The sequence below is a fragment of the Ruegeria sp. AB5 genome (assembly GCF_056542645.1).
Map to the genome: position 1 here is coordinate 162648 of NZ_JBQGAE010000007.1, position 24019 is coordinate 186666.

Sequence of the window (24019 nt, forward strand, 5' to 3'; positions counted from 1 at the left end):
TCAGTCGCAAAGGTTTCGATGGTTGAATATGCCACTGAGCTAGTAGCCAACGAAACGGCACAACTCCAGCTCTAGAAGGTCTCTCCTCATGGTCCTGGCGCTACTCAAATACGGTCTCTCTCGACGCTATCCGGTGCGTGAGGAGATTCCCCGAACCCCTGATCTGAAAAAACACTACGACGTCGTGATCATAGGTGGCGGCGGTCACGGAGTGTCGCTTGCCTATCATCTGGCGACGAAACACGGCATAACAAATATTGCCATTCTAGAAAAAGGCTACCTGGGCGGCGGCAACACAGCGCGCAATACCACGGTGATCCGCTCCAACTACATCACCTCGCAGTCAATCAAGTTCTATGCCGCTTCTATGCGGCTCTATGAAAGCCTGGCCAACGAGCTGGACTACAACCTGATGTACTCCCGCCGGGGTCAGCTGACCCTGTCTCATTCCGATGGCGTTTCGCGGGCGCTGCGCCTACGGGCGGACAGTGGCACATTTCTGGGTGAACGCAACGAAATCTTGGATCGTCAGCAGATCAAAGAGCTGGTGCCCAGTCTAAACCTGGATATTGAAGGTCGCCCAATCCTCAAAGGTTTGTGGCACCCGGATGCTGCCACCGCGCGGCACGACGCGGTTGCTTGGGGATATGCCATCCGTGCTTGTGACCGCGGTGTGGAATTGCACCAGAAAACTCAGGTGACTGGTCTGACAGTGGACAGGAATAAGGTCACAGAAGTGCAGACCAATCGTGGCAATGTCTCGGCTGGGGCTGTGGTGCAATGTGTGGCCGGGCATTCCTCGGTTGTGGCTGCCATGGCCGGGCTACGCTTGCCGATCCGCAGCTTCCCGCTGCAGGCCATGGTGACCCACCCGGTGAAACCCTTCCTAAACCCGATGGTCTCCTCCACTGCGCTGCATTGCTATATTTCGCAATCCGCCCGTGGCGAGCTGGTGATTGGCGGGGGTTCTGATCCTTATGAGCTCTACAACACTCGCTCAACGCTGGACATGAAGGAAAGTCTGGCGGCCTCCGCGCTGGAGATGTTTCCCTTCATTGGGGATCTGAAAATTCTGCGTCAATGGGCGGGTATCACCGACATGACGCCGGATTACAGCCCGGTCATGGGACGTTCGCCATTGGACAACTACTGGCTGGATGCGGGCTGGGGCACATGGGGATTCAAGTCGACCCCCGCCAGCGGTTTCTATCTGGCACAGGCAATTGCTGAAGACCGGGTGCCGGAAATGATCCAACCCTTCCGCCTTGATCGTTTCGACACTTTTGACCTGGTTAATGAAATGGGTGCCACAGCGGCCAGCCACTAAGGGACAACGCAATTGAAAATCATGCACTGTCCGTTGAACGGACCCCGCAACATTTCCGAATTCATTTGTTACGGCGAATTCCACAACCATCCCGACCCGGACAAGACTTCCGACAAGGATTGGGCCGAGTACGTCTGGCTCGCCAATAACGCCGCTGGCGTAGTGCGCGAATGGTGGTGCCATACGCCGACCAACTACTGGTTCATTGCCGAACGTAACACCGTGACAGACGAAATCCTTCGAACCTATCCATCCGAGGACCTTCGCCCATCCGAGGAACTCCGATCATGACTCAAATCACTCGAACCGGCGCGCTGATCGACAGCACGAAACCGATCACTTTTTTCTTTGAGGGAAAACGCTACTCCGGTGTTCAGGGCGACACCATTGCCTCGGCCCTGGCGGCCAATGGGCAATGGGTTCTGTCGCGCAGCTTCAAATACCATCGCCCGCGCGGGGTGCTGACCATGGCCGGTCAGGACGCCAATACATTGGTGCAGATCGGAAATGAGGTCAGCGTTTTTGCCGACCGTCACCCGATTTCTGAAGGGCTAGAGATCAAGGCTCAAAACGTCAACGGTTCCTTGGAGAAAGATCGCGACTTCTTCATGAACCGTATGGGGCGTTTCATGCCTGTGGGGTTCTATTATCGCACTTTCTATAAGCCTAAAGGCATCTGGGAGAAAATCTGGGAACCGCTGATCCGTGCCAAGGCGGGTCTGGGCACTATGGATATCAATGCGCCCGAAGACGGTTATCACGACAAAGCTTATGGCTGGTATGATGTGGTTGTGGTGGGTGCCGGTCCTGCTGGTCTGGCTGCGGCGCTAGAGGCGGCCAAGTTGGGTGGGTCTGTTCTGCTGGTTGATGAAAATCCACAGCTGGGCGGCGCGGCGACCTATGCACGCGGCATGAATTTGCAAGACCTGATCGATCATGTCGAGGCGATGGAAAACATCGAGACTTGGACTGACGCCGTCTGTAATGGCTGGTTTGCCGACAATTGGCTGGCGGTGATCCAGGGTAACCGATTGCACAAAATCCGGGCGCGTCAGTTGGTGCTTGCCACAGGACTGATCGAACAACCCGCGCAATTCCGCAACAACGATCTGCCTGGGATTATGCAGGGTTCCGCTGCGCAGCGTTTGATAAAATCTTACGGTGTCACACCGGGGCAGACGGCAGTTGTTCTGGCGGGCAACGATGACGCCTATGGTGTGGCTCTTGACTTGGTGGATGCAGGTGTTTCCGTCACTGTCTGCGAACTGCGCAAGGAGGCGGAAGGGCCATTGCGGGCACAGGTTCAGACAGTGGGGCTTACCATCCACGATGGCTGCTGCATCTATGAGGCCTTGCCCGGGCCAGGCCACAAGCATGTGCGGGGCGTCTCCATTGCCGAATTGGACGACGCGGGTGCAGCGACTGGTAAGCAGCGGATGCTACCGTGCGATCTGGTCTGCATGTCGGTGGGCTACACACCAACCTATCAGCTCGCTGTGCAAGCTGGCGGCAAAGTTGGGTATGACGATAAAACGGCCATGTTCTCGATCACTGGGCACAACGCCGACGTTGGTCTCGCTGGATCAATGGATGGCCGATACGCGCTGGAGCGCTGTGTAGCTCATGGCACGGCCATGGGTGCGCGGGCTGCGGCCCGGCTGTCGGAGGCTGATGCCCCGGAAGCGCCAGACAAATGCGCCACTTCGCCCAATTACCCCTGGCCGATTTTCCCACATCCTAAAGGCAAGGATTTTGTGGATTTCGACGAAGATCTGCAAATCAAGGACATCAAGAATGCGGTTGCCGAGGGCTACCGCGAACTGGAATTGGTTAAACGCTTCTCCACCGTTGGCATGGGGCCTAGCCAAGGTCGGCACGCGGCGCTGCCGACCGCACGCCTGGTCGCCAAACACTCCGACCGCTCTGTTGCGGAAGTGGGGGTCACCACCGCGCGACCACCTTTTACAACGGAAAAGATTGCCACGCTGGCGGGACGTAAGTTCACGCCGATGCGCCGCACGCCGATGCATTCCCGGCATGAGTCAGCCGGAGCAGAATGGTTGCTGGCAGGGAATTGGCAACGTCCGGCTTATTATGGGCGGGGCAATGCTAAGAAGACCATTGCGCTCGAAGTCAGTAATGCGCGCACCAACGTCGGTATGATCGATGTTTCAACGCTTGGTGGGTTGGATGTGCGCGGTCATGATGCGGCAGAATTCCTCAATCGGATGTACACATTTGCCTATGCCAAACTGCCCATCGGCAAAACACGTTACCTGCTGATGACCAATGAGGCGGGTACAGTGATTGACGACGGTGTGGCTTGCCGCATTGCCGAGGATTACTTCTACATCACCGCAACCACCACCGGCGTCGACAATATCTACCGTAATATGCTGTGGTGGAACGCCCAATGGCGGTTGGACGTGGATATTGCCAATGTGACCGCAGCCTATGCCGGCGTGAACCTTGCCGGACCAAATGCCCGTACGGTGCTTAACAAGCTGACAGATGATATCGCCACTGGCGCTGAGGATTTCCCGTATCTCGCTTATCGCGAGGGGCATGTGGCAGGCATTCCCGCTCGGGCTTTCCGGGTCGGTTTCATTGGTGAGTTGGGCTACGAAATCCATGTGCCCGCGCGTTATGGCGGGGCGCTTTGGGATGCTATTGCAGAAGCGGGTGCCGAGTTTGGCATTCGCCCCTTCGGGCTGGAAGCACAACGCGTCATGCGACTGGAAAAGGGCCATGTGATTGTTGGCCAGGACACCGACGGTATGACCACGCCGGAAGAGCTGGACATGATCTGGGCGGTGGCCAATAAGAAACCATTCTTCGTCGGCAAACGCAGTCTGGAATTGCGCAACAAGACGCTTAGGGATCGTAAATTGGTCGGCTTCTCCCTGGATGAGATGCCTACGGCTGGATTGGAAGAAAGCAATCTGGTGATCAAAAATGGTGAGATCGCGGGCTTTGTGACGTCGATCTGTCAGTCGCCTTCGGTGGGCAAGGTCATTGGTCTGGCCTATGCGGCCCGCTCTGACAGCGAGACCGGTGCGAAGATCACCTTGCGTGCCAGTGACGGAAGCCTGCATCAGGCAACCGTTTGCTCCCCCCATTTCTACGACCCCGACAACAAGCGGCAGGAGATGTGATCATGGACAATCCAATCGCACAAAGCCCCTTTGCTCATCGTTTGCGCGACACTCGCCCGACAGTCAGCGGCGGTGTGAAGATTACCGACCTTTCCGCCTTGCCGCGCACCGGCTTCAAAGGCCGAGGCACCCGCGACTGGCTGGCATCTCAAGTTGGCACCATGCCAGACGCCCCCAACCAAGCCGCCTTTCAAGACGATGGCACAGTCATCGCCTGGCTAGGCGGGCAGGAATACCTGGCACTGCCTGATCCAGAGGGTCGTTCCACCTTCTGCGCAAATCTGACGAAGGCCTGGGATACAGCGCGGTCCACTAGCACTCAGGGCATCGGCTTTCCGCTGCCTCGGGAAGACAGCCATAGTTGGCTGTGGATCACCGGCGCAGATGTACCGTCGATGATGGCCAAGATTTGTGGTGTGGATCTGCGGCCTGACGTCTTTGCGGAAGGGGACGTGGCGCAAACCGTAGTTGCGCGGCTCGGTGCCATCCTGCTGCGCCAGGATCGCAACGGCGAGTTCGGGCTTTATATGCTGAGCGATTTTGCTTCCGGCCATTACCTGTGGGATGTCCTACAAGATGCGGCGGCGGAATATGGCGGAGGATTTGTCTGAGATGCCAAGCTACCAGTTTAACTCGGACAATGGTGCACCGGTTTGTGACGAGGTGATGCAGGCTTTGATCGCCTGCAACACTGGCGTTGAGACAGCTTATGGCGCGGATCAGTGGACCGAGCGTTTGAACCCGGCATTTTCCGAGTTCTTCGAGCGTGAAGCCTTTGTCTTTCCCGTGCCCACGGGTACAGCAGGCAACGGTTTGGCTCTGGGCGCGATCACGCCACCCTATGGCACTATCTTTTGCCACCGCCTAGCTCATGTGGTCACCACCGAATGTGGCGCGCCGGAGTTTTACTCTGGTGGTGGGCGCATGACTTTACTGAGCGGGGCGCACAATAAGATCACGCCGCAGGCCTTGCGTCAGGCGCTCTCCGATCATGGCATCGGCAACGCCCATCATATGCAGGCCAGCGCGCTTTGTCTGACCCAGGCCACCGAATGCGGTGTCACCTATGGGTTGGAGGAATTAGCTGAACTGAATGCCATCGCTCACGGTACGGGCATGAAGACCCATCTGGATGGGGCGCGGTTTTCCAATGCGCTCGTCCACCTGGGCTGTTCCCCTGCGGAAATGACTTGGAAGGCGGGTGTTGATCTGCTGACCTACGGCACCACCAAAAATGGCACGATGAACGCTGAAGCCGTGATCACATTTGATCCGGCCATCGGCGCGGCGCTGCGCTTCATGCATAAACGAGCAGGGCACCTTTCGTCGAAGATGCGCTACATGTCCGCCCAGCTCCTTGCCCATTTGGAGGATGATCTGTGGCGGACAAATGCGGCCCGCGCCAATGGCAATGCCACACGTATCCTCGCTGCCTTGCACGCCTGCCCAGGGGTCGAAGTTGTCCATCCGGTGCATATCAACGAAGTCTTTGTTCAGTTGCCGCTTGCGCTAGAGGCAGCGCTAGTAAAGGTAGGATTGTCCCTGCGTCCCTGGGTTTGTGACGGGCAAGGCAATGGAGTGCGCATTGTGATGTCCTATGCGGATGAGGAATCCCACTTGGAAATTTTTGAACATACCTGTCGTAATTTTTCGAAAAACTGCAATTAGGGCGCTTATCCGAGGCTTTTTCACGCACCGCTGCAGATTTGATGCCGGGAGATAACAAATGCTTTGAGCGTAGACTTTTAGAATTTTGTCAATGCAACAAACTGGAGGAGAGTGAGTTCTACCATGAGAATCGGAATTGTTGGAACAGGTACCATAGCCGCCGCCGTTGTCGATGGGATTGCTGAGGACGGCCACCAAATCACCGTTTCACACCGCGGAGAGGCGCACTCTTCCCGGCTCGCTGGAAAATATGAAAATGTGACTGTTGCTGACAATCAAGAGGTCCTTGATGCGAGTGACATCGTGTTCCTGGGTCTGGTGGCTGAACAAGCAAGGCCCGTTCTCTCTTCCCTGACATTCAGGCCAGACCAAAAGATCATATCACTCATGTCCGGCCCGACGCTCTCAGATTTGCGAGAAATGGTTGCGCCGGCGACTGCTGTCGCAAATATGATCCCTTTTCCTGGAATCGCCACAGGCGGATCTCCGATCTTGATACTGGGCGATGCTGCAATCGCCAATGCGCTTTTTGGGGCTCGCAATTCTATCTTCCAACTAGCGGATCAAAGTGAACTTGCCGCCTATCTCGCCGCTCAGGCTGTGCTTTCACCGGCAACAGTCATGGTGCAGAAAGCCGGAGAATGGCTGGGAGAAAATGTTAAAGATGCTGCGCAGGGCGAAGCGTTTTTACGTGCTTTGGTCGGCTCTAGCCTGCAAGCCACTCCGGATTGCCAGCACCTGATCCGGGCACTGAACACACCCGGAGGATATAACCAGCGCCTGCGGAATTATATGGAAACTTCGGGCTTCACGGAGCAGCTTAAACAGGGGCTTTCCAAGTTATGAGCAGCTGTAGAGCATGATCCATAAGGGCAGAACAGACGACAGTGGCTGGCGAAACCAAAGTGGCCCGAACGCCAATGAGCGGCCTCCATTCTTTAGTTTTTCGGCAGTGCAGCGGAGCGGCGCGCTGCGTGCGCATGCAGCACAATGCCGCCGAAGCACTTTTTGAAATTCGCTAAAATTGCGCGTACCGCAATGCACGGATTAGCTATATTGCAAAGTTAGCCAAGCCGGTCTCTGAATTCGCTGGGTCGTCTCATAGCCGAACCGCTATCGACACGTACTCAAATCAGTATCTTTTTTCGAAAATTCCACGACGTTCATAAACCGTTGCGGCTTCTTCAATGAACTTCGCCAAAAGTTCTGCCTTATAGATGGACCGGAGAACATCGGCCTGCGCGTGAAGCATTTCCAAATCGGCCCGTCCCGGACGCAGCATTTCATAGGTTTCCATGATAACGTCTTGAGGGATCGCAACGAGTTCGGCCGCACGGTGAAAATTCTCGGCAAGGGTGCGGCGGCCCCCGGCAAGTGCTATTTCTGCCTGCAAATGCAGAGCTTCAGGAGTGATTGCGAGGTCAGCCGCTGTCACCTCCCCAGCCAGAACTGCATCCAGCGTGATGTCTGACAGAAGTTTGCCGGTTGGTGTTTTGACCCGATCAGGCGCGTTCTCGGCAAGTGGGTAAAGGTCTTTAACCGACATGGCACTACGCTCCTTTGGGCGATAACGTGAGTTGAATGGGTTTTGCCTTGGGGTCGGTCATCTCAGTTTCCAATGCGAAGAGGATAGCAACACGCGCATGGAAACGGGCCGAGAGTGCCTCGCCCCGGAAGGGGACAACAACCGGCTCCGGTGCCTCTCCGAAGGTGTGGCGGGCCGCATTCCTGCCAAGTAGCTTGTAATGATCGAGCAGAACCAACGGCGCGTTCGAAAACAACTCAAGGTTCAAATGCGGCAAGCGATCGGAACGGTGCAGGACGGCGGTGCCTTTCGATTGAATGCCAATGCCAATCCCTGAACCAGACAGCTTAGCCGCCGATAAACCAACAAAAGATGTATCGGCCGTATGCATGATCCGCACCAGCCTTGCATTGCCGCCAGCGTCTTCAATGCCCGATACAATAGCGTTGACAACATCGGGCAGGCCATGGCCCGCAGACGTTCTGTGCATCTCTGTCCCGAAAGCCGGACTGACGCCAATGACAACCTCATGTCGGTCCTCACCGGGCTCCGCGGTTCCCGCGTCAAAAAGCCAATCCGGGAATTTCTCCTTTCCCAGAGCTTCCGTTGCAAGAACGCTTTCCTTCGTCAGGGTTCCCCGGACGGATTTTACATCTGCCCAGCGTTTTTCGTCCATACGATAGCCGCTTGCCGGGCCGCTATAATCGTTGGGGTCATTCAGTGCGCTGATGATCTTGCCACCGCGGAAGATCGCAGAGGTTTGCAGGTAGTCGCCGGTCACGCGCTGCTTCAGCATGAAAAGGAGGTTCTCGGCCTCCTCGCGGAAGCCACGTTTGGCCAGGGCGCGAACAACGTCCACGGCAGTGATTTTCCGGCTCTTGATGGCTTCGCTAATCGGAGTGACCTCACCGGCAGTGAAACTTTCCGTGTCATCTGAGCCCGAGGCAAAGACCACAGATTGAATCATTGATGTTGTAACATCGGCCAGACCGAGCTCTTCGAACACCGCAGTCAAAGCCTCTACAGCGCGAATTCGCACTCCAAGTGCGCGCTCTTCGTCAAGTGGTGTCAATCCGCCATCGACTTCGAAGTCTCGTTGCAGCGTCAGGTATTCCTCGATCTCTTCACCGTTGAATAAAGAGGCATTAAATGTGTTGTCATATTTATTGATCGATCCCTGCCCACTGGTGATCAGGTCGGAACCTGCCAGCAGAAGTGGCGTGATCTTGGCGCCAACACGTATTTCAGATTCACTGGTGCGGGCATCGTTGCCAGATGCACATTCCAAACCAAGCCAAACAGCGATCAGGTTCTCGGCCATAAGTTCTCTGACCCCGCCCGGCATCGATGCGGTCAAAGCCGCGCCATCCACGCCGCCATTTTGCGTGCCCTGAATGCCCATTGCGCGCTGCACGCAAAGGCACCGGGCTTCGAGATAGAGTACAGACTTCTTTTCGTGAAACCCCATAAGAAGCTCGGCACCCGCCCCCGACGTGCATCGCGCCTTAATTCCGCGCGACGCGTAAGCCGCCGTGAGGAACGCTTTGGACCAAGGCGTGTCGTCACCATCAATAAAAGCATTTTCTGTTCCGTATACAGAAATGGTCTCTGCATAGGTTGCCAGGCCGGCCATTCCGATCTGCAATTCTTCCGCCTCTTCAATAGAGCACTGAAACAGGGCGTCTCCGCGACCGACGGCGGCTCCGACCGTACAAGCAAGCGCGTTGGCCCAAGAATTCGAAGAAACGCGCATCGTTGTCTCGAGTTCGTCAAAACCCAATTCCGCAGCAGTTGCCGCGTCCGCGGCCAATTGCAGCGGATCGTCCTTGGCATTAGTGACATGCGCCTGATTGCCTGGGGTCTTACGCTGTCGCATTTTTGAATATGCAAACGCGACCTCAAGCGACGAAAGATGCGCGACAACGTTGGCAAGTTTTGCCGGTGTCATGCCGCGCGCCAGCCGCTCCAGCTTTTCTCTGGGAACATTGATATCCACCAGCATCCTAGCAATTTCACCATCATCAATGGCCATGGCCTCTTCAACCAGGTCCGGATCCAAATGATGGCGTGCGATAAATTCGTCCAGAATGTCGAAGTCCTTTTCAGACTTGCCATCCAGACTGACAACACGTCCGCCTTTGATCGTAACGGCAGGCGTGGGATCATAAGGGCTTTTGAAAACCGAAAACCCAGCCTCGGGCTCTTCTTCTGCGAAGAGATCAAGGCGGAGCATTCTATCGTCCCAATCGGAAAAGCGCCGCCAGCGATTGGTGTCAGAGGTGTTGGCCATGGCTTATCTCCTTGTTGCAATGCCGCTCCGATTGAGCAGCGCGGCCGATGTATTCTGGCGAATTGCGCTACTGTTACGCGTTTGATTTCAGAACTAGATGCATTCCCCGCCATCTACGACCAGCGCATGACCCGTCATGAACGAAGACATATCGGAGGCAAGAAATACAATAGCATCTGAGATTTCACTACATGTCGCCCACCGACCCATTGGAATGTTGTCCTTAACATACTGTTCCAACGCACCTCGCCCTCCCATCTGAACCTCGAAGCCGGCATTGAACGGTGTGTCCACAAAGCCCGGGCAAAGAGAGTTGAAACGGATGTTGAGATTGGCATAGTCAGCCGCCATCTGTCGCGTCATCGCAACAACCGCGTGCTTTGTCGTCGCATACGCAATCATGCCTCGATCATATTGGATGCCAGAATTGGATGCTGTGATAATAATGCTGCCGCCGCCCTGTCGTTTCATAGGTTGAATTGCGGCTCGGGCAGCAATGAAATGGGCTCGTACATTTATTGCCCAGCTCGCATCCATCCCCTCCGGGGCAACCTCTTCGAGCGACCCTTCGACTTGAATTCCTGCATGGGAATGAAGAATATCAAGGCGGCCATGTTCTTCCGCCGTTTCAAGAACCGCTGCTTCCAACGCCGCGTCCTCGCCGACATCCAGCTGGCGTGACGAGCCATGGAAGCCTTTGGCCACGATCTCGTTCTGAACAGCCGCGGCCAAATCTCCATCACGATCTGACACGACAACATGTGCGCCACACCGCGCCATTGCGAGCGCCCCGGCCCGCCCAATCCCTGAGCCCGCACCAGTTACCAGGGCAATTCGACCGTTCAGCGAGACCATGTCCGCAGGAGATTTTGACATAGTTTGCGTTGCAATTCCGTTCACGTTTCCAGCATCCTTCCAACCCTCAGAGGAACGGCCACCGCCGCAATTTGGGTCATTGACAAACTTTCAATCAACAATCGGGGCGGCGCTCTCCTCACTTGCATGATCTTACTGCCTTCCCTCATCAGCAACCGGAGCTGGCATTAAGCTCAACCATGAGATACCGCTGATATTTAAAAAATTGTATAAAAATAGCGCATTGATGTATATATCTCAAAATGGGTATGCACAATGCAATACGTGGCACGATGAAGTGGAGCACCGTCTATGAAATTTGACTTTGATCCCACAGGGCAGTTGATCGGTGATATCGGAAAAACTGCGTTCGGAGCCAGTTTGTCAGCTGCGCTTCAGGAGATCGTCCCTTTCGACTACACCGTAGTATTCGGTTATCACGGATCGGCACGGCCGCTTGATCTCTACGATGATTTCCCACGCAAAAAGAGAAAGATCTTTGTCGAAGACTACCAGGAAGGGCCATACCTTCTGGATCCCTTTTTCCTTGCCACGACCAATCCCAACGAGTCGGGACTTTACCGCCTGCGTGACCTGGCTCCGGACCGGTTTTATCAGGGTGAATATTTTCGCAACTACTACGTGCAGACCGACCTCGCGGAGGAGATCGCATTTTTTGTGAACTTGCCCGACGCTGCAGTTGTGGTTGTGTCACTGATGCGTGCCCAAAAGGCATTCACCGTCAAAGAATGTCGTGACCTGAACAGATACGCTCCCATCGTTCTGGCCGCGTGTGAACAGCATTGGTCTGATCTGGCGCAAAAGTTTGGCGCTCCGGGTGCAGATAAGAAGGCTGATAGTGGCGAGGGAAGCCTGGAACTTGCATTTCAGCAATTCGGCCTTGGACTGCTCACGCCCCGGGAAAAGGAAGTGGCCGAATTCACGCTTAAAGGTCATTCCGCTGCTGCCGTTGGACGAATTTTGGAAATCTCACCCGGCACCGTGCGCATACATCGTCGAAATATCTATTCCAAACTGCGAATCCGATCTCAGGGCGAACTGTTTTCCGAGTTTATTGACACTCTGCTGGAAAACTCTCCCTGATCAAGCAATTCCAAAGGCGGTCACTGCGTGACGGTTGGCAATAGAACATCAGAAAAAACGGCGGCGGTAAAACCACCAACCGCCAGTTCAGGGAGATATTTCTTGATTGTGTTTCATATCCGCTTCGAGTTTGCGTAACAGAAGAACGGTCATTTCATCAAAGTTCAGCTAAAACCAGATCAGCCAGATCAGGAAGACAAGAATCAGGATGATGACATCCCAGAAGATGATCTCACCGATCCGAAACCAGCCCTTACGACGGTTGAGTGCGTTGAGCAAACACCAGAAAAAAGCAGCGACAACGATCGGGACAATATGGACTATAGAGCTCATGACCTACGCCGCCCGTCACTGATTTCGAAGAAATGGCGAGTATGTTCCGGAAACTCCAGATGAATTTGGGAGCTGCGATCAAGACCGGTAGTGTCATGCATGACGCGTACAACCAGAGAGGTGTTGTCTTTCTTGACGAACATCAAAGCGTCGGGTTCGACCAGTTCCAAAACGTCTAGATCAAAGCTGACAGTTTGATCTGTAGGTGCTTCCTGAAGCAATATCTGTTCAGGTCGGACGCCAAGGGCTACCGGCCCGTTCGGTTGTCCCGTGACCGGTAATTCGAACGTTCCCGACCTGAACACGCCACCCGCAACTTCGCCGTCCAGAACGTTCATCGCAGGTCGCCCGATAAATTCCGCGACGAACCGTGTCGCCGGTTCATGGTATACGCGTCGCGGCGTGTCGAACTGTGCCAGCTTCCCACCGTTCAGAACCGCTATTCGGGTGCCAAGAGTCATTGCCTCTTCTTGGTCGTGGGTCACGAAGACAAAGGTCTGGCCCAGATCGCCATGCAGGCGTTTCAACTCTGTTCTGGTTTCTAGCCGAAGCAGCGCATCCAGATTGCTCAGCGGTTCATCCATCAGGCAAATTTCCGGATTCCAGACGAGTGCACGGGCAACTGCAACGCGCTGTGCCTGCCCGCCTGAAAGCTGGCTTGGCCGTCTGTCCAGATAGCTTTCAATTTGCAGAACTTTCGCAATCGCACGGACGCGACTGTCGATGTTGCCGTTGTCGATTTTTCGTATGCGAAGCGGGTAAGCAATGTTTTCGTAAACTGTTTTGTGCCCATAAAGAGCATAGTTCTGAAACACCATTCCCATGTTTCGTTCTCGCGGCGGCAAACTCGTAACCTCAAGGTCGTCTACGGTCACGGAACCGCCCGTTGCTTCTTCGAGACCGGCGAGGATTCGGCATGCCGTTGTTTTACCGCTGCCCGATGGGCCCAGCAGAACGATGAACTCACCCTTCTCGAATTCCAAATTGAGATTGTCCAGCGCAACGGTGCCATCACCGAAAACCTTGCTGATCTGGTTATAGGAAACAGCCATAGTCTTATCCTTTTACTGCGCCGAAGGTGAGGCCTCGAACGAGGTGTTTTTGCACCAGGAATGTGAAGAAGATGATCGGCAGAGTTGCAACGACTGCAACTGCGGCTACCTGCCCCCAAAGCGTACCATGTGGCGTAACCAGACCGGGGATGCCAACCGTCAGTGTCCGCCCTTCAAAGGCGACCAGAATGAACGCATAGAGGAATTCATTCCAGCTGAGGATGAAGCACAGAACTGCGGTTGCCGCGAGTCCGGGCGCCGCCAGGGGGAGCAAGACCCTCAGGAATGTACCACCACGCGTGTGGCCATCCATCATCGCAGCTTCGTCGATCTCTCTGGGAATATCGGCGAAAAAACCGCGCATCATCCAGACCACTAAAGAGACATTGAAGGTCGTATGCGCAAGAATGACGGCAATCGGCTTGTCCGTTAGCCCCAGCACCGAAAACAACAGGAACATCGGCACGACGATGGAAATCGGGGGGGCCATGCGTGTGGTCAGAAAGAAGAAGAACAGGTCTTCTTTTCCAGGAAAATCATACCGGGCAAACACGTAGGCGGCCGGTGTGCCAAACGCCAGCGACAATATTGTGCTGAACGAAGCCACAATCATGGAGTTCCAGACCAGTGGCAGGTAATTCTTGTCGATGAAAATCGTTGGGTAGTTCTCCGAGGTCGGTGTGAAGAACCAAAGGGGTGCGTCTGACAATATATCAAGACGTGTTTTGAAGGATGTCATGACAATCCAGAGATAGGGCGTCAGGAACAAGATCAGAATAGCGATCAGCGTTGCCACCATCGCCATTTTCCAGCCTCGGCTTATCATGATGCTGCCTTTCCGACCGTTTTCGAGCGGCCTTCATTCCAGTACACGGCCTTGTAGAAAACCGAGCACATGATCAGGACGACGAGATACACCATGAAGGCACACACCGCCCCATAGCCAAGATCCCAGTCCCTGAAGTTGATTCGATAGGTGTAAATCGACAGCATTTCCGTAGAGATGCCGGGACCTCCGCCGGTCAGGATGAATACCTTATCGAACTCTTTGAACGCATCAATTCCGCGTAGTAAAAGGACAAGCGCGATGATTGGGCGCAGAAGAGGAAGCGTGACATCTCTGAAAATCTGCAAAGGCCGTGCACCATCCATTATGGCGGCTTCAAATGGTTCCTTTGGCAAGCTGAGCAGACCAGCAAGGATGACCAAGGTTACAAACGGTGTCCATTGCCAGACATCGATCAGCATGATTGCCGGCATGACCAGTGACGGATTGCCCAGAATGGACGTTTGCTGATCGGCAAGGCCGAAGTACCGCAAATAGTAAGTGAACATCCCGAAATCGCCCGAAAGCAAAAGCTTCCAGATCAGTCCGACTGCAATCGGTGCCAGCATCATGGGGACGAGCAGCAGAGTCAGGATGAAGCGATGCTGCTTGATGTAGTGGAAAAGCAGCAACGCCAAGCCCAGACCAAACATGAATTCGACCAAGACGACCCCAAAGACAAACTTCATGGTCAACCAGAAACTATGCCAGAAAATGGGGTCGTCCTGCATCAGTCTCCGGAAATTTGCGAACCCTACAAATGCGCCATCCCGGTTTGGCAGCGCATAGTGGAGATCCGTAAAGCCGGTCCAGACCATGTAGAGGAACGGTCCCAGAAGAATGACGAAGAGCAGGATAACGGAGGGAACCAGCAACAGAGGTGCTACTCCGTGATCCAGCACCCTCTCAATTATCCTGTTTGTTCGCATTTCGGTTCCAGCCTCTACTAGGTTTCAACAGTTTGCAGTTCTATGAACACACTATTCCACCGGATACTTGAGCGGTGCGCAGTCCCCGAGAAGCTCGGACATTTCCACTGCCGCATCATCCAGGGCCTCTTTGGCATTCTTCGCGTCAGACAGGTAACTGCTCAGCTCACGCACCAGAATATCGGTGATCTGCGGCGATTCCGGGATCGTCGGCTTTGGCCGCGCTGCCGCGTTGGTGTCCATCGACGCCTGAGAGTAGCTGATGGCCTGCACATCAGGGTGTGCGTAGACGTCTGGTCGGGCCGTTGCGCCACCGTTCAGATGCTGATTGAGCTGCTGGGTTTCCTCCATCATCCACTGGATGAACAGATAGGCGGCTTCCTGGTTCTTCGAACCCGCCGGGATAAGGTAGGTCCAACCTTCAACCTGGCCCACAGGCTCTCCATTCGCTTGTGGCGGAACAATGTCAAACCCCATCTTTCCTGCAACGGTGCTGGCCTCGTGATCTTCGGCGACGGCATAAGTCGCGTCATTCCACATGATCATCTGATACACCTTGCCCTGCTGCATCAACGCCATGACCTCATCCCAGGTGTAGTTGAGGGAATCCGCGGGCGAATAGGCCAACAGGCTCTTGTAGTATTCAAGTGATGCAATCGCTTCAGGGCTGTTGACGACAACCGGGCCGCACTCACTTCCGGAATTCGTTTCCAGCATGTCGCCACCGAAGCTGTAGAGGAAGTTCAGCCATTCGTACCACAGCGCTTCGTGGCGCTTGCCTTGCAGGGCCGTACCGTAAAAGCCTTCATCCGGTCGATGAAACCACTCGGCGATATCGGTGTATTCCTGCCAGGTGGTCGCCGGCTTCAGCTCATAGCCGTATTTTTCTTTGAACCCGGCTCTCTCATTCGGATCATTGAGCAGATCATCTCGGTACCACATGTACATGTTAAGTGCAGTGAACGGGAACCCATAGACCTGACCTTCATACCAAGAGATTTCATGCCACAAGCCCTGATAAAGCTGTTCCTCTGGCATAAAAGAAGGATCGCGCAGGCTTGGGTCATTCATGAATCTTTCGACCGGCTCGAGATGGCCATTGGCGACAAAACGGCCTAGTTCGCGGTGCGGCTGCAGAATGAAATCGTAGCGTCCGCGGCGCGAGTTCAGGTCCAGCATGACCTTGTTGACCGCCTCGGAATGCTCATACATCTCGATCTCGACGGTGATGCCGGTCCGGCTCTCGAATTCACTTTTCAGCTTGGCCATAGCCTCCAGCGGTGGAAGCGCTTCGCCCACAGTCCGAATCGTAGTTCCCTCATATGGCGCGGCGGCCTCTTCTAGCGACCAGGCCATGGCCTCCGTTCCCTGAAGCGCCAGCAGCCCGCAGACTGCCAAGGAGGCGCTTGATCGAACAAATCGACCCACTAAACTTCTACCAACCATGATTTTCTCCCTTTGGTTAAATGGTGTGTTGCCTCCCGTTTCGAGGCGTTTTGTGAGTGTTGTGCCCGATGCCTTCCCTGCTCAATCCTCTAGCCCGTAATTCTCCTCTGCTTCCCGCAAACACAGATTGATGCGATACCATATTAACTAAAGAAATATTATTAAATTTTTGTTTTACTGCATATATCGCATATGAGGTACTTCATTTGTTATACGTGTAAATTGGTTACCGGCTCATGACGCTCATCATCAACTGAAAGTCGATGATGATTTTCCCACTGCCACGCAGCGTTCAAATTTGCACAGATGCAGCAAATTTCATGCTGTGAGTACGCGCAGCGAAAAAACCAAACTGACAGGTTAGGCTCGATCCGACCCACCGCTGCAGTGCAAATGTAGGTCCGCTCAGGATTGGCGAACGGCAAGTGCCGCCCGCCAACATAGTTCAAATGTCGATTTGCTCGGCGATGCTTAGCGCATCTTCAAGTTCGACGCCAAGGTATCTGACAATGCTGTCTACCTTTGTGTGTCCGAGCAGAAGTTGAACCGCTCTGAGGTTTCCGATTTTGCAGTAGATTTCTGCTGCTTTGGTCCGGCGCCGCGAATGGGTGCCATATCCGCTGCGTTCCAGCCCAATCGCGGCAACCCAATCCCTCACAAGCCGGCCATATTGGCGCGTCGAGATATGCGGGCGGTCATGAAACCTGCTGGGAAACATGAAACGGCGGTACGCGCTACCCTGAATTCCCGAATTTATGGTTCGTCCCGCCTGGAACGAATCATGGATTGAAAGCGACGTTTGTTAAATGGGTGTTCCGGGTGGTAGCCGTATACGGATGTGTAGGTATCGTGATTGCGTCCACTGCCCTGCAGAACAATGGCGCAAATCAACCCGAACAGAACCACCACAACAAACGCGATTGCAATGCCCGGCATCCAGTATTGGGCAAGCCCTGTTGCAACAGCTCCGCCCGCGCAGAACAGTACAAAATATCCCGCCGTTTTGTGATAGGCTTCAAACCACCACCGTCGGGGTGTCATGTCAAAATGGTCACCGCCCCATGAGGAGCGATCTTCCTGATCAGCCTCCGAGCCCCTTTGTCCCCCATGAGTACCCCTGAACCAAGCCGAAACCCCTTGCAAGAGCCCAAGTATCAGAGTGGCCAAACCGAAATACGAATGCATTGTGCCGGAAAAACCTCCGGAAAGCAGCATCGCAAAACAAACTCCCCCGATCGCCAAAATGATCACCGTGTACAGCACGATCTTGTGCATCGTCCAGGGAAACTCTGGCCGGGAAAATTTCGGTATCCCCCCCTTCATACCGTAGGTCGTGGGTCGCACTTTGCCGAAACGCAGCAAAAGAATCATTGCCGGCACAAGTATGAACCAGAGAACGAACATCAGAATTGCGTGGTTGCCCCAATGAATAGTGATCGGTTCAGAGAGGAATGGAAGATAACCCTCCTTTGGAATCTCATACTCCATGCCCGGTCTCATCCAATTGGCAGCGGTTGAAAATCAATGTCGGATTTAGTTGCCCTTTCAAGCCCGCAAGAACATTCTGAGCAGACACAACGCCCATTGAGCGTGTCGATTCCGCGCTAAGCGCAGCAGAGTGCGGGCTGAAAACCACATTTGGCAGAGAAAAAAGCGTATGATCGGTATTGGGTGGTTCTGATGCGAGGCAATCCAACCCTGCACCACCAATTCTGGTGAAATTCAAATCGCCCTTTCGCTGCAACAAGGATCTAACAGCAAGACGCGAGACAATCCCAATTTTTGCAAGCGCGTCTATTGTTTACGCAGAATCACTCGATGGCGTGGCTTTCATACTGTAGTGATGCAGCACGATGCCGCCTACCATAACAGCATTGACCTTTTCGGGCGCGTATCAGTTGAATGGCCGGGTCGTGCGCTTGCATTGTTTTCTCCGGGCAGTCTCGAAGCATTTGACGCCTGGAATGCCAGCACTCGAGCAGCTTGAAACCCGAATATCAGCACACTTTCGTTGGCCGGAAGTTAGCGTGACAACACCTCTGAAGTTAGTGCGCAAGCACAACCTTTTCTTCTCGAGGCGCTATGCCGAAGTGCCTTCTGTAGTGTTTGGAAAACAGGCTCTGTGTTGAGTAGCCACAGGCCGTGGCAACGTCGGTCACGCGCATCTGGGTTTGCTGCAGCAATACGCGTGCCCTCTCGAGCCTTAGAACCATCATGTATGTTTTTGGACTCATTCCCAGATATCGGCCAAACAACCTTTCAAGCTGCCGTGTCGATATCCCAACCTGACGAGCGATAACCGACGGTGAAACAGGCTCTTCCAAGGTTTCCTGCATATAACTCAACGCAATGAATAGCTTTTCGTTTCTGTGTTTCGGGCCGTGAAGACTGGAGATGGTCTGACGGCAGTTTCCGTCACGCATAGATCCACAAAGGAGTTGATCAGCGACCTGACTGGAAGTTTCCGGACCTGCTTTTCGGCGGATCAACGCAGAAAAAAGGTCCAGAGTGGCGGCTCCACCCCCACAGGAAACGATATCTGAGGTCTCATCGAAAATTGTGCAGGCTGGCTCAAGGTCCAGAAAGTCTTCTTCAAAGACCGGTTTCATTTTCCAGTGTGCGCTGATGCGTCCTTCGTTGGCGATGCCGATGCGAGCGAGAAACAGAACGCTGCCGCCTACACCACAAACTCGCGCGCCTTGTCGCGCGGCGCGCCTTAACCACGCCACAGCCTTCCCGGTTTTTGGGTAGTGGTTCGAATTGAAGGCGCTGCAAACGACGATGCAATCACCACGCTGAACATCCGGCAAGGCGCTATCAACGGCCACTGTCAGCCCTGACGAAGATACAATGCTGTCCCCTGTTTCGCTTACGGTTTTCCATTGAAAGGCGGCTCTACCCAACGTTTCGTTTGCCGCTGCCAGCGAGTCGGTTCCCGATCCGAGCTCTAATGCCGAAAATCCCGGCATTAACAGGAATACAAAGCGGTTCACCTCTACAAGTTCGCTTAGAACCGCGTTTATGCCTCTCTCTGGTCGCCCCATAGGTTTGTCTCCCGATCAAGCACGCATGTTTGCGCCGTTGGCGTCGTAGAAGTTACCCAGTACTTCCACCTGGAGCGTAGTGCCAGGAGCCGCACGCTGGGCGGCGACATAGCCAATTGCCATTGACCTGCCGACATGCTGTGCATAACCGGCCGAACTGACGTAACCGACAGGTTTGCCGTCCCGCAGGATCGCTTCGTCATGCGCGGCGTCGGTCCCATCGGTGTCAATGGTCATCATTACCAGCTTCTGCGAAACGCCCTCATCGCGCGCCTTCAGCGTTGCCTCTACTCCCGACCAAATTTCAAGCGCAACCGCGCGGCTGCACTCGCTGAGTAGCGCGGTCTTTGCGCGACCTAGAGGCGACTTTCCAGCCTCACCGGAGACCAGTTGGCAATTATCTGACAGCACCAGCTTGCGCATTATTCCCCACAGGATAGAGATACCTTTGCACCGGTAAGAAGAGTCTATTGAGCGCGTTCTTCAAACGGGACACTGTAAATAACTTCGTTCAATATTACCTCGATCAATTCGAATGAAGACTGGCTGTTGATGTCTTCGAAGTAGAGATGGCTCGGCCAGGGGGTGGTGGCATAGGTATCCCCGGGCAGATTAGTTGCCTCACAAACACGTCTGATCGCGTCAACATGAGATTTGGCGAGTTCTGCCAATTCAATTCTTACCGTGCCCATGTCTTCGATACTGTTTCGGTCAATCTGGGGCGAACCGATGCCGGAAGTCAGCGCCATATTGCGTTGGATTGCCTGATCTTTGTAGAAGGAGATAGCCACTTTGTCCGCATCCAATCGCATGATAAAGTAACGATTGACGCTGACTTTAGCATCGGTCAATTCTACCAGACTGCCGCGTTCAGAATTTGCGCCTTCAGGCGTCTTGCGGCGGGATCTGCGATCCTTCTTCTTAACCTCTGATGTAAAATCACCGCGATAGTTGTTGCAGAAAACGCGGTCCGCATAGGGCTTGTCTCGCAACATATGTTTGATGGCTCGGATCGACATGTTTTTGCAGTTTTCCGGCCCGATGAAGAAAGGCGAGCCCGATGCATCCGACAACTCGACCCAACCGTTCGGAAATTTCTCGTAGAAATGGTCCATCCATGGTCCCAACACGACATCGCCGAGATGATCCAACAGCGCATTCACCATATCAGGGTCGTGAACTACGTCGTCCAACAGGGGTTCCTGTCCGTAGATATCGGCGGCAAGGCTATAAGGGGCCGAAACCTGCAACATCGGGGGTAACCCGGTCAACTCCTCTGTCACCCGCAGGATTTCGTCGATCATTTTAGGTACGCCAGTCGTGAAATCGGGCGTCTGAAGTTCGTGCCAGTTGCTTTTGTTGATCAGCACGGTATCCGGATCCGATCCCGGTGGGTATTTGTCCGGATACATCATTTTCTGACCCAGAGGCTCACAGGTCAGCGCGTAAAGCGCCCAAGTTACATAGGGTTTTTCAACACCAAGCAACTTGGAAAGAGCGAGACTTGCGCGAACAAAGCGATATGCGTCGACATTGTAGTAATCCCACGATTCGATGCCATAGAGGTCATGTAGTACACCCAACCCAAGCATCTGCATACAAGCGGTTGAATGAACTCGGTCGGGCAATTCTGTCAGCTTAAAACTCTCATCTAAATCACCCGAAATAGCCGCATCCATGACTTCGGTTAGTTCTCGTTTCGCATCCAAGTCACCTGACTGCCACCGCCCTAGCAGGCGGAGTCCTTCGGGAAAGGCATAAGTATCGATATCGACCATGATGCGGTCCAGCCTTTGTGCTTAGTTACAACAGCGCGTCTCGATTGACGTTGCCTTCTCAGGTTATTTTGATTTGGAAGGGTCATCTATATCCATTATGAAAGATTCTATAGACCCATTGTGATCCTGCTATGCCAAAGCCCCCGAAGGGAGCATTGCTCCAAAACCTGAGTATTGAACGCGGCACGTCCGAGCCAATCTACCGGCAAATCGACGCGTCGTTGCGCCGTTTGATCCTGGAAGGCAACCTACAGCCGGGGCAAAAACTACCTTCAACGCGAGAGCTTGCCGACGAACTCGGGGTGTCACGTATCACGGTAAAATCGGTTTATGAGCAGCTGTCGACAGAAGGCTTCGTTCGGTCAAAAACTGGCGCGGGTACGTTTGTGGCCGAGGGACTGGATGTCAAAGCCTTGCCCGATTTTCAGCGACCACACCGCCAACCCAGATTGGGTAGTACAGTGATCTCTGTTCGCGCGAAAAAGATAATGCCCTCTAAATCCGCAGTGCGACTGGGCAAGGTCGATCCCTTTCGTCCGGGTGTGCCCGCACTAGAGCTATTTCCAGTCAAACTTTGGAACAAATACCTGCTGGACGCAGCGATTTCCTGCGACAGACAGAACATGAGCTATGGTGAATTCAAAGGTCAGAGTTCGCTCCGCCAGTCCATTGCCAGGCATTTGATAAACACACGCGGCATGCAAGTAGATCCTGAGCAGATTATCATCACGGCCGGGGCACAGCAGGCTTTCGCCTTAACGGCTCTGGTACTGCTGAATCCAACCGACACTGTCTGGTACGAAAACCCGGGCCACATCGCAGGACGAGAAGTCTTGGAGGTGCTGGGAGCAAATGTAGTACCCGTACCGATAGACGAAGAAGGTATGGATATTAATTACGCGATCGCCAAGCACTCCAAACCGGCATTGATCTTCACAACACCATCGCACCAGCAGCCACTTGGCACAACAATGAGCCTTTCCCGGCGGCTGATGTTGCTGAATTACGCCCGTGAAAGTGGTGCCTGGATTGTCGAAGACGACTATGACAGCGAATTCCGGTATCGCGGGCAACCCCTGCCGGCGCTTAGTGCGCTGGATAGCGAACGCAGCGTTTTCTATGTCGGCACGTTTTCCAAGTCTATGTTTGCGGCCATGCGAATTGGCTATGTCGTGGTGCCCCCTGCGTTTGTAGAGGCCTTTGCGCTGGCCCAGAACTTGCTTGGGCAGAGTTCTTCTTCAGTTGTGGAGAAGGCTCTGTCAATGTTCATGGATGACGGAAGGTTTTCTGACCATATCCGAAAGATGCGCCGAGTTTACCGCGAAAGGCACAACATTTTACATGATTGTTTGGTGACGGAATGTGCTGATAGTCTTGAACCCCAACCGACAGATGCCGGAATGCATATGCTGGCCTGGCTGAAAAACAATGTAGACGATCAAGCGGCACATAGGGCCCTACTAGATGTCGGCATCGAGTGCCTTCCATTGTCCGTTTACTGTACGGAGCCGTTGGAACGCTCTGGGATTGTTTTGGGATTTTCCGGAGTAAATGAACGGCACATGCCGAAACTAGTAAAGCGCATGTCAGAAACACTTAGAACCCTTTAGCCGCACGAACAACTTGCCACGAGTGGAATATCGGGAGTTTAAAAGATCTAAGTCGGTATTAGGGGTCGGTTCAATTCGACCTGACAACATCAATCGTTGGGGCAGCAAGTGCAGCCAGATGACCCAAAGAATACACAATTAGACACTTAGCACGTTCAAGTATCTTCGTACGGCCGCCGAGAAGCCTCTCACAAGCGCTTCAGCAGTAATTCCATGTCCAATTGAGACTTCAGCGATATTGTGAACACGGTCCGTTAGGGTTTCAAGATTTTCAACTGTCAAATCGTGACCCGCATTGACTTTCAGTGTTTGGAGCATACTTGCCCGCTCGGCTGTCGATGCTAAAAATTCAAGCTCCTTTTGAATGTCCTGATCGTCTTGAGCTGCTCCGTACGGTCCAGTGTAGAGTTCAATCCGATCCGCGCCAACGTGTAAGGCAAGATCGGCGTTCCGTGGGTTTGGATCGACGAATAATGCAACGCGACTGCCCGCGTTGTGATATTTGCCTATTTCGGTCCGCAGAAAGTCCACGTTGGAGTCGATGTCCCAACCGTGGTCTGACGTAGACTGGTCTGGATGGTCAGGCACAAGTGTAATCTGTGTTGGCCGCGCATCAGAGACCAGTTCCAAAAACTCTGGTGATGGATACCCTTCAATATTGAATTCAGCTAAAGGATATTCAGTCCGAATAAGTGTTGATAAATCTTGAACGTCACTACGTCGAATATGTCTTTCATCGGGTCTGGGGTGGACAGTGATGCCATGGGCACCGGCATCAAGTACAAGTCGAGCGATGTTGATCAGGTCTGGCCAAGGGACGTCTCTTCTGTTCCGCAAGTACGCCACTGCATTGAGATTAACAGATAGGTTAGTCACCCGCTTTTTCCTTCGCCACTTTTGCTCGATGTTAGGTTAAGTGTGGCACAGTTTCTATGATCAAAACAGACGAGTGCGGTCAATATCTCTCCATCAAAATCCCCTGAGATCATAAATGTCGAGAACCAACCTATGGAAAGTTGGAATCGAACAAGCGATGTATCAGCTGCTTGTACCAAACCAAGAAACGTCTCCAACATA

23 protein-coding genes are annotated in these 24019 nt (G+C 53.8%); 8 read left to right on the forward strand and 15 right to left on the reverse strand.

Going from position 1 to position 24019, the window contains the following annotated elements:
• The first annotated feature begins 88 nt into the window (after positions 1–88).
• From ACR0L4_RS14185 to ACR0L4_RS14210, 6 genes are all read left to right on the forward strand, one after another.
• Positions 89–1327, forward strand: a complete 1239-nt coding sequence (locus tag ACR0L4_RS14185) for an FAD-dependent oxidoreductase (protein ID WP_170686463.1) — start codon at positions 89–91, stop codon at positions 1325–1327.
• 21 nt (positions 1328–1348) lie between these two features.
• The gene (locus ACR0L4_RS14190) at positions 1349–1618 is read left to right on the forward strand and encodes a sarcosine oxidase subunit delta (RefSeq protein WP_237212687.1); all 270 of its coding nucleotides are present in this window, start codon (positions 1349–1351) and stop codon (positions 1616–1618) included.
• Complete coding sequence (locus ACR0L4_RS14195; protein WP_170686462.1) at positions 1615–4482, forward strand: FAD-dependent oxidoreductase; 2868 nt, start codon at positions 1615–1617, stop codon at positions 4480–4482. Before ACR0L4_RS14190 ends, ACR0L4_RS14195 begins: the two co-directional genes overlap by 4 nt.
• Before the next feature lie 2 nt (positions 4483–4484).
• Positions 4485–5093 carry an aminomethyltransferase family protein gene (locus tag ACR0L4_RS14200; protein ID WP_170686461.1) on the forward strand — a complete coding sequence of 203 codons (609 nt, stop codon included), beginning with the start codon at positions 4485–4487 and terminating at the stop codon, positions 5091–5093.
• The gene (locus tag ACR0L4_RS14205) at positions 5074–6150 is read left to right on the forward strand and encodes a beta-eliminating lyase-related protein (protein ID WP_170686460.1); all 1077 of its coding nucleotides are present in this window, start codon (positions 5074–5076) and stop codon (positions 6148–6150) included. The genes ACR0L4_RS14200 and ACR0L4_RS14205 overlap by 20 nt, the downstream gene beginning before the upstream one ends.
• A 123-nt stretch (positions 6151–6273) precedes the next feature.
• The gene (locus ACR0L4_RS14210) at positions 6274–6996 is read left to right on the forward strand and encodes an NAD(P)-binding domain-containing protein (RefSeq protein WP_170686459.1); all 723 of its coding nucleotides are present in this window, start codon (positions 6274–6276) and stop codon (positions 6994–6996) included.
• Between the two features lie 286 nt (positions 6997–7282).
• Here ACR0L4_RS14210 and ACR0L4_RS14215 read toward each other — a convergent pair whose 3' ends face one another.
• The 3 genes from ACR0L4_RS14215 to ACR0L4_RS14225 all read right to left on the reverse strand — a co-directional run bounded on the left by ACR0L4_RS14215 (position 7283) and on the right by ACR0L4_RS14225 (position 10820).
• Positions 7283–7696, reverse strand: a complete 414-nt coding sequence (locus ACR0L4_RS14215; RefSeq protein ID WP_170432421.1) for a diol dehydratase small subunit — start codon at positions 7694–7696, stop codon at positions 7283–7285.
• Between the two features lie 4 nt (positions 7697–7700).
• Positions 7701–9965, reverse strand: a complete 2265-nt coding sequence (locus ACR0L4_RS14220; protein WP_170432423.1) for a propanediol/glycerol family dehydratase large subunit — start codon at positions 9963–9965, stop codon at positions 7701–7703.
• 93 nt (positions 9966–10058) lie between these two features.
• Entirely contained in the window at positions 10059–10820 is a 762-nt protein-coding gene (locus ACR0L4_RS14225) for an SDR family oxidoreductase (protein WP_170686458.1), read from the reverse strand.
• 312 nt (positions 10821–11132) lie between these two features.
• Here ACR0L4_RS14225 and ACR0L4_RS14230 point away from each other — a divergent pair, with 312 nt between their 5' ends.
• A complete protein-coding gene (locus ACR0L4_RS14230) occupies positions 11133–11924 on the forward strand; it encodes a helix-turn-helix transcriptional regulator (RefSeq protein WP_170432426.1) in 792 nt (263 codons plus the stop codon).
• A 168-nt stretch (positions 11925–12092) separates the two neighbouring features.
• On the opposite strand, the gene ACR0L4_RS14235 is transcribed toward ACR0L4_RS14230, so the two are convergent.
• The 11 genes from ACR0L4_RS14235 to ACR0L4_RS14285 all read right to left on the reverse strand — a co-directional run bounded on the left by ACR0L4_RS14235 (position 12093) and on the right by ACR0L4_RS14285 (position 21332).
• Complete coding sequence (locus ACR0L4_RS14235; protein ID WP_170432428.1) at positions 12093–12257, reverse strand: hypothetical protein; 165 nt, start codon at positions 12255–12257, stop codon at positions 12093–12095.
• On the reverse strand, positions 12254–13309 hold the full coding sequence (locus tag ACR0L4_RS14240; protein ID WP_170432429.1) for an ABC transporter ATP-binding protein: 1056 nt from the start codon (positions 13307–13309) through the stop codon (positions 12254–12256). The genes ACR0L4_RS14235 and ACR0L4_RS14240 overlap by 4 nt, the downstream gene beginning before the upstream one ends.
• 4 nt (positions 13310–13313) lie before the next feature.
• The gene (locus ACR0L4_RS14245) at positions 13314–14114 is read right to left on the reverse strand and encodes a carbohydrate ABC transporter permease (protein ID WP_170686457.1); all 801 of its coding nucleotides are present in this window, start codon (positions 14112–14114) and stop codon (positions 13314–13316) included.
• Positions 14115–14131: 17 nt separating this feature from the next.
• Complete coding sequence (locus tag ACR0L4_RS14250; RefSeq protein WP_170432433.1) at positions 14132–15037, reverse strand: ABC transporter permease subunit; 906 nt, start codon at positions 15035–15037, stop codon at positions 14132–14134.
• A 78-nt stretch (positions 15038–15115) separates the two neighbouring features.
• Complete coding sequence (locus tag ACR0L4_RS14255) at positions 15116–16420, reverse strand: ABC transporter substrate-binding protein (protein ID WP_170432436.1); 1305 nt, start codon at positions 16418–16420, stop codon at positions 15116–15118.
• A 535-nt stretch (positions 16421–16955) separates the two neighbouring features.
• Positions 16956–17267, reverse strand: a complete 312-nt coding sequence (locus ACR0L4_RS14260) for a tyrosine-type recombinase/integrase (protein WP_336509505.1) — start codon at positions 17265–17267, stop codon at positions 16956–16958.
• Positions 17264–17998, reverse strand: coding sequence for a cytochrome b561 domain-containing protein (locus ACR0L4_RS14265; RefSeq protein ID WP_170686455.1), 735 nt, complete (start codon positions 17996–17998; stop codon positions 17264–17266). The genes ACR0L4_RS14260 and ACR0L4_RS14265 overlap by 4 nt, the downstream gene beginning before the upstream one ends.
• Entirely contained in the window at positions 17988–18257 is a 270-nt protein-coding gene (locus tag ACR0L4_RS14270; protein WP_480513666.1) for an NAD(P)-dependent oxidoreductase, read from the reverse strand. Before ACR0L4_RS14270 ends, ACR0L4_RS14265 begins: the two co-directional genes overlap by 11 nt.
• 298 nt (positions 18258–18555) lie before the next feature.
• Positions 18556–19554 (reverse strand): GlxA family transcriptional regulator, encoded by a 999-nt coding sequence (locus ACR0L4_RS14275; protein ID WP_170431439.1) that lies wholly within the window; start codon positions 19552–19554, stop codon positions 18556–18558.
• A gap of 15 nt (positions 19555–19569) precedes the next feature.
• Positions 19570–19977, reverse strand: coding sequence for a glycine cleavage T C-terminal barrel domain-containing protein (locus tag ACR0L4_RS14280; protein ID WP_254436290.1), 408 nt, complete (start codon positions 19975–19977; stop codon positions 19570–19572).
• A 44-nt stretch (positions 19978–20021) separates the two neighbouring features.
• Complete coding sequence (locus tag ACR0L4_RS14285; protein WP_170686453.1) at positions 20022–21332, reverse strand: uroporphyrinogen decarboxylase/cobalamine-independent methonine synthase family protein; 1311 nt, start codon at positions 21330–21332, stop codon at positions 20022–20024.
• A 131-nt stretch (positions 21333–21463) separates the two neighbouring features.
• On the opposite strand from ACR0L4_RS14285, the gene pdxR reads away from it, so the two are divergent.
• Entirely contained in the window at positions 21464–22942 is a 1479-nt protein-coding gene (gene pdxR, locus ACR0L4_RS14290; RefSeq protein WP_170431443.1) for a MocR-like pyridoxine biosynthesis transcription factor PdxR, read from the forward strand.
• Between the two features lie 138 nt (positions 22943–23080).
• On the opposite strand, the gene ACR0L4_RS14295 is transcribed toward pdxR, so the two are convergent.
• Complete coding sequence (locus tag ACR0L4_RS14295; protein ID WP_170431445.1) at positions 23081–23818, reverse strand: pyridoxine 5'-phosphate synthase; 738 nt, start codon at positions 23816–23818, stop codon at positions 23081–23083.
• Positions 23819–24019: the final 201 nt, after the last annotated feature.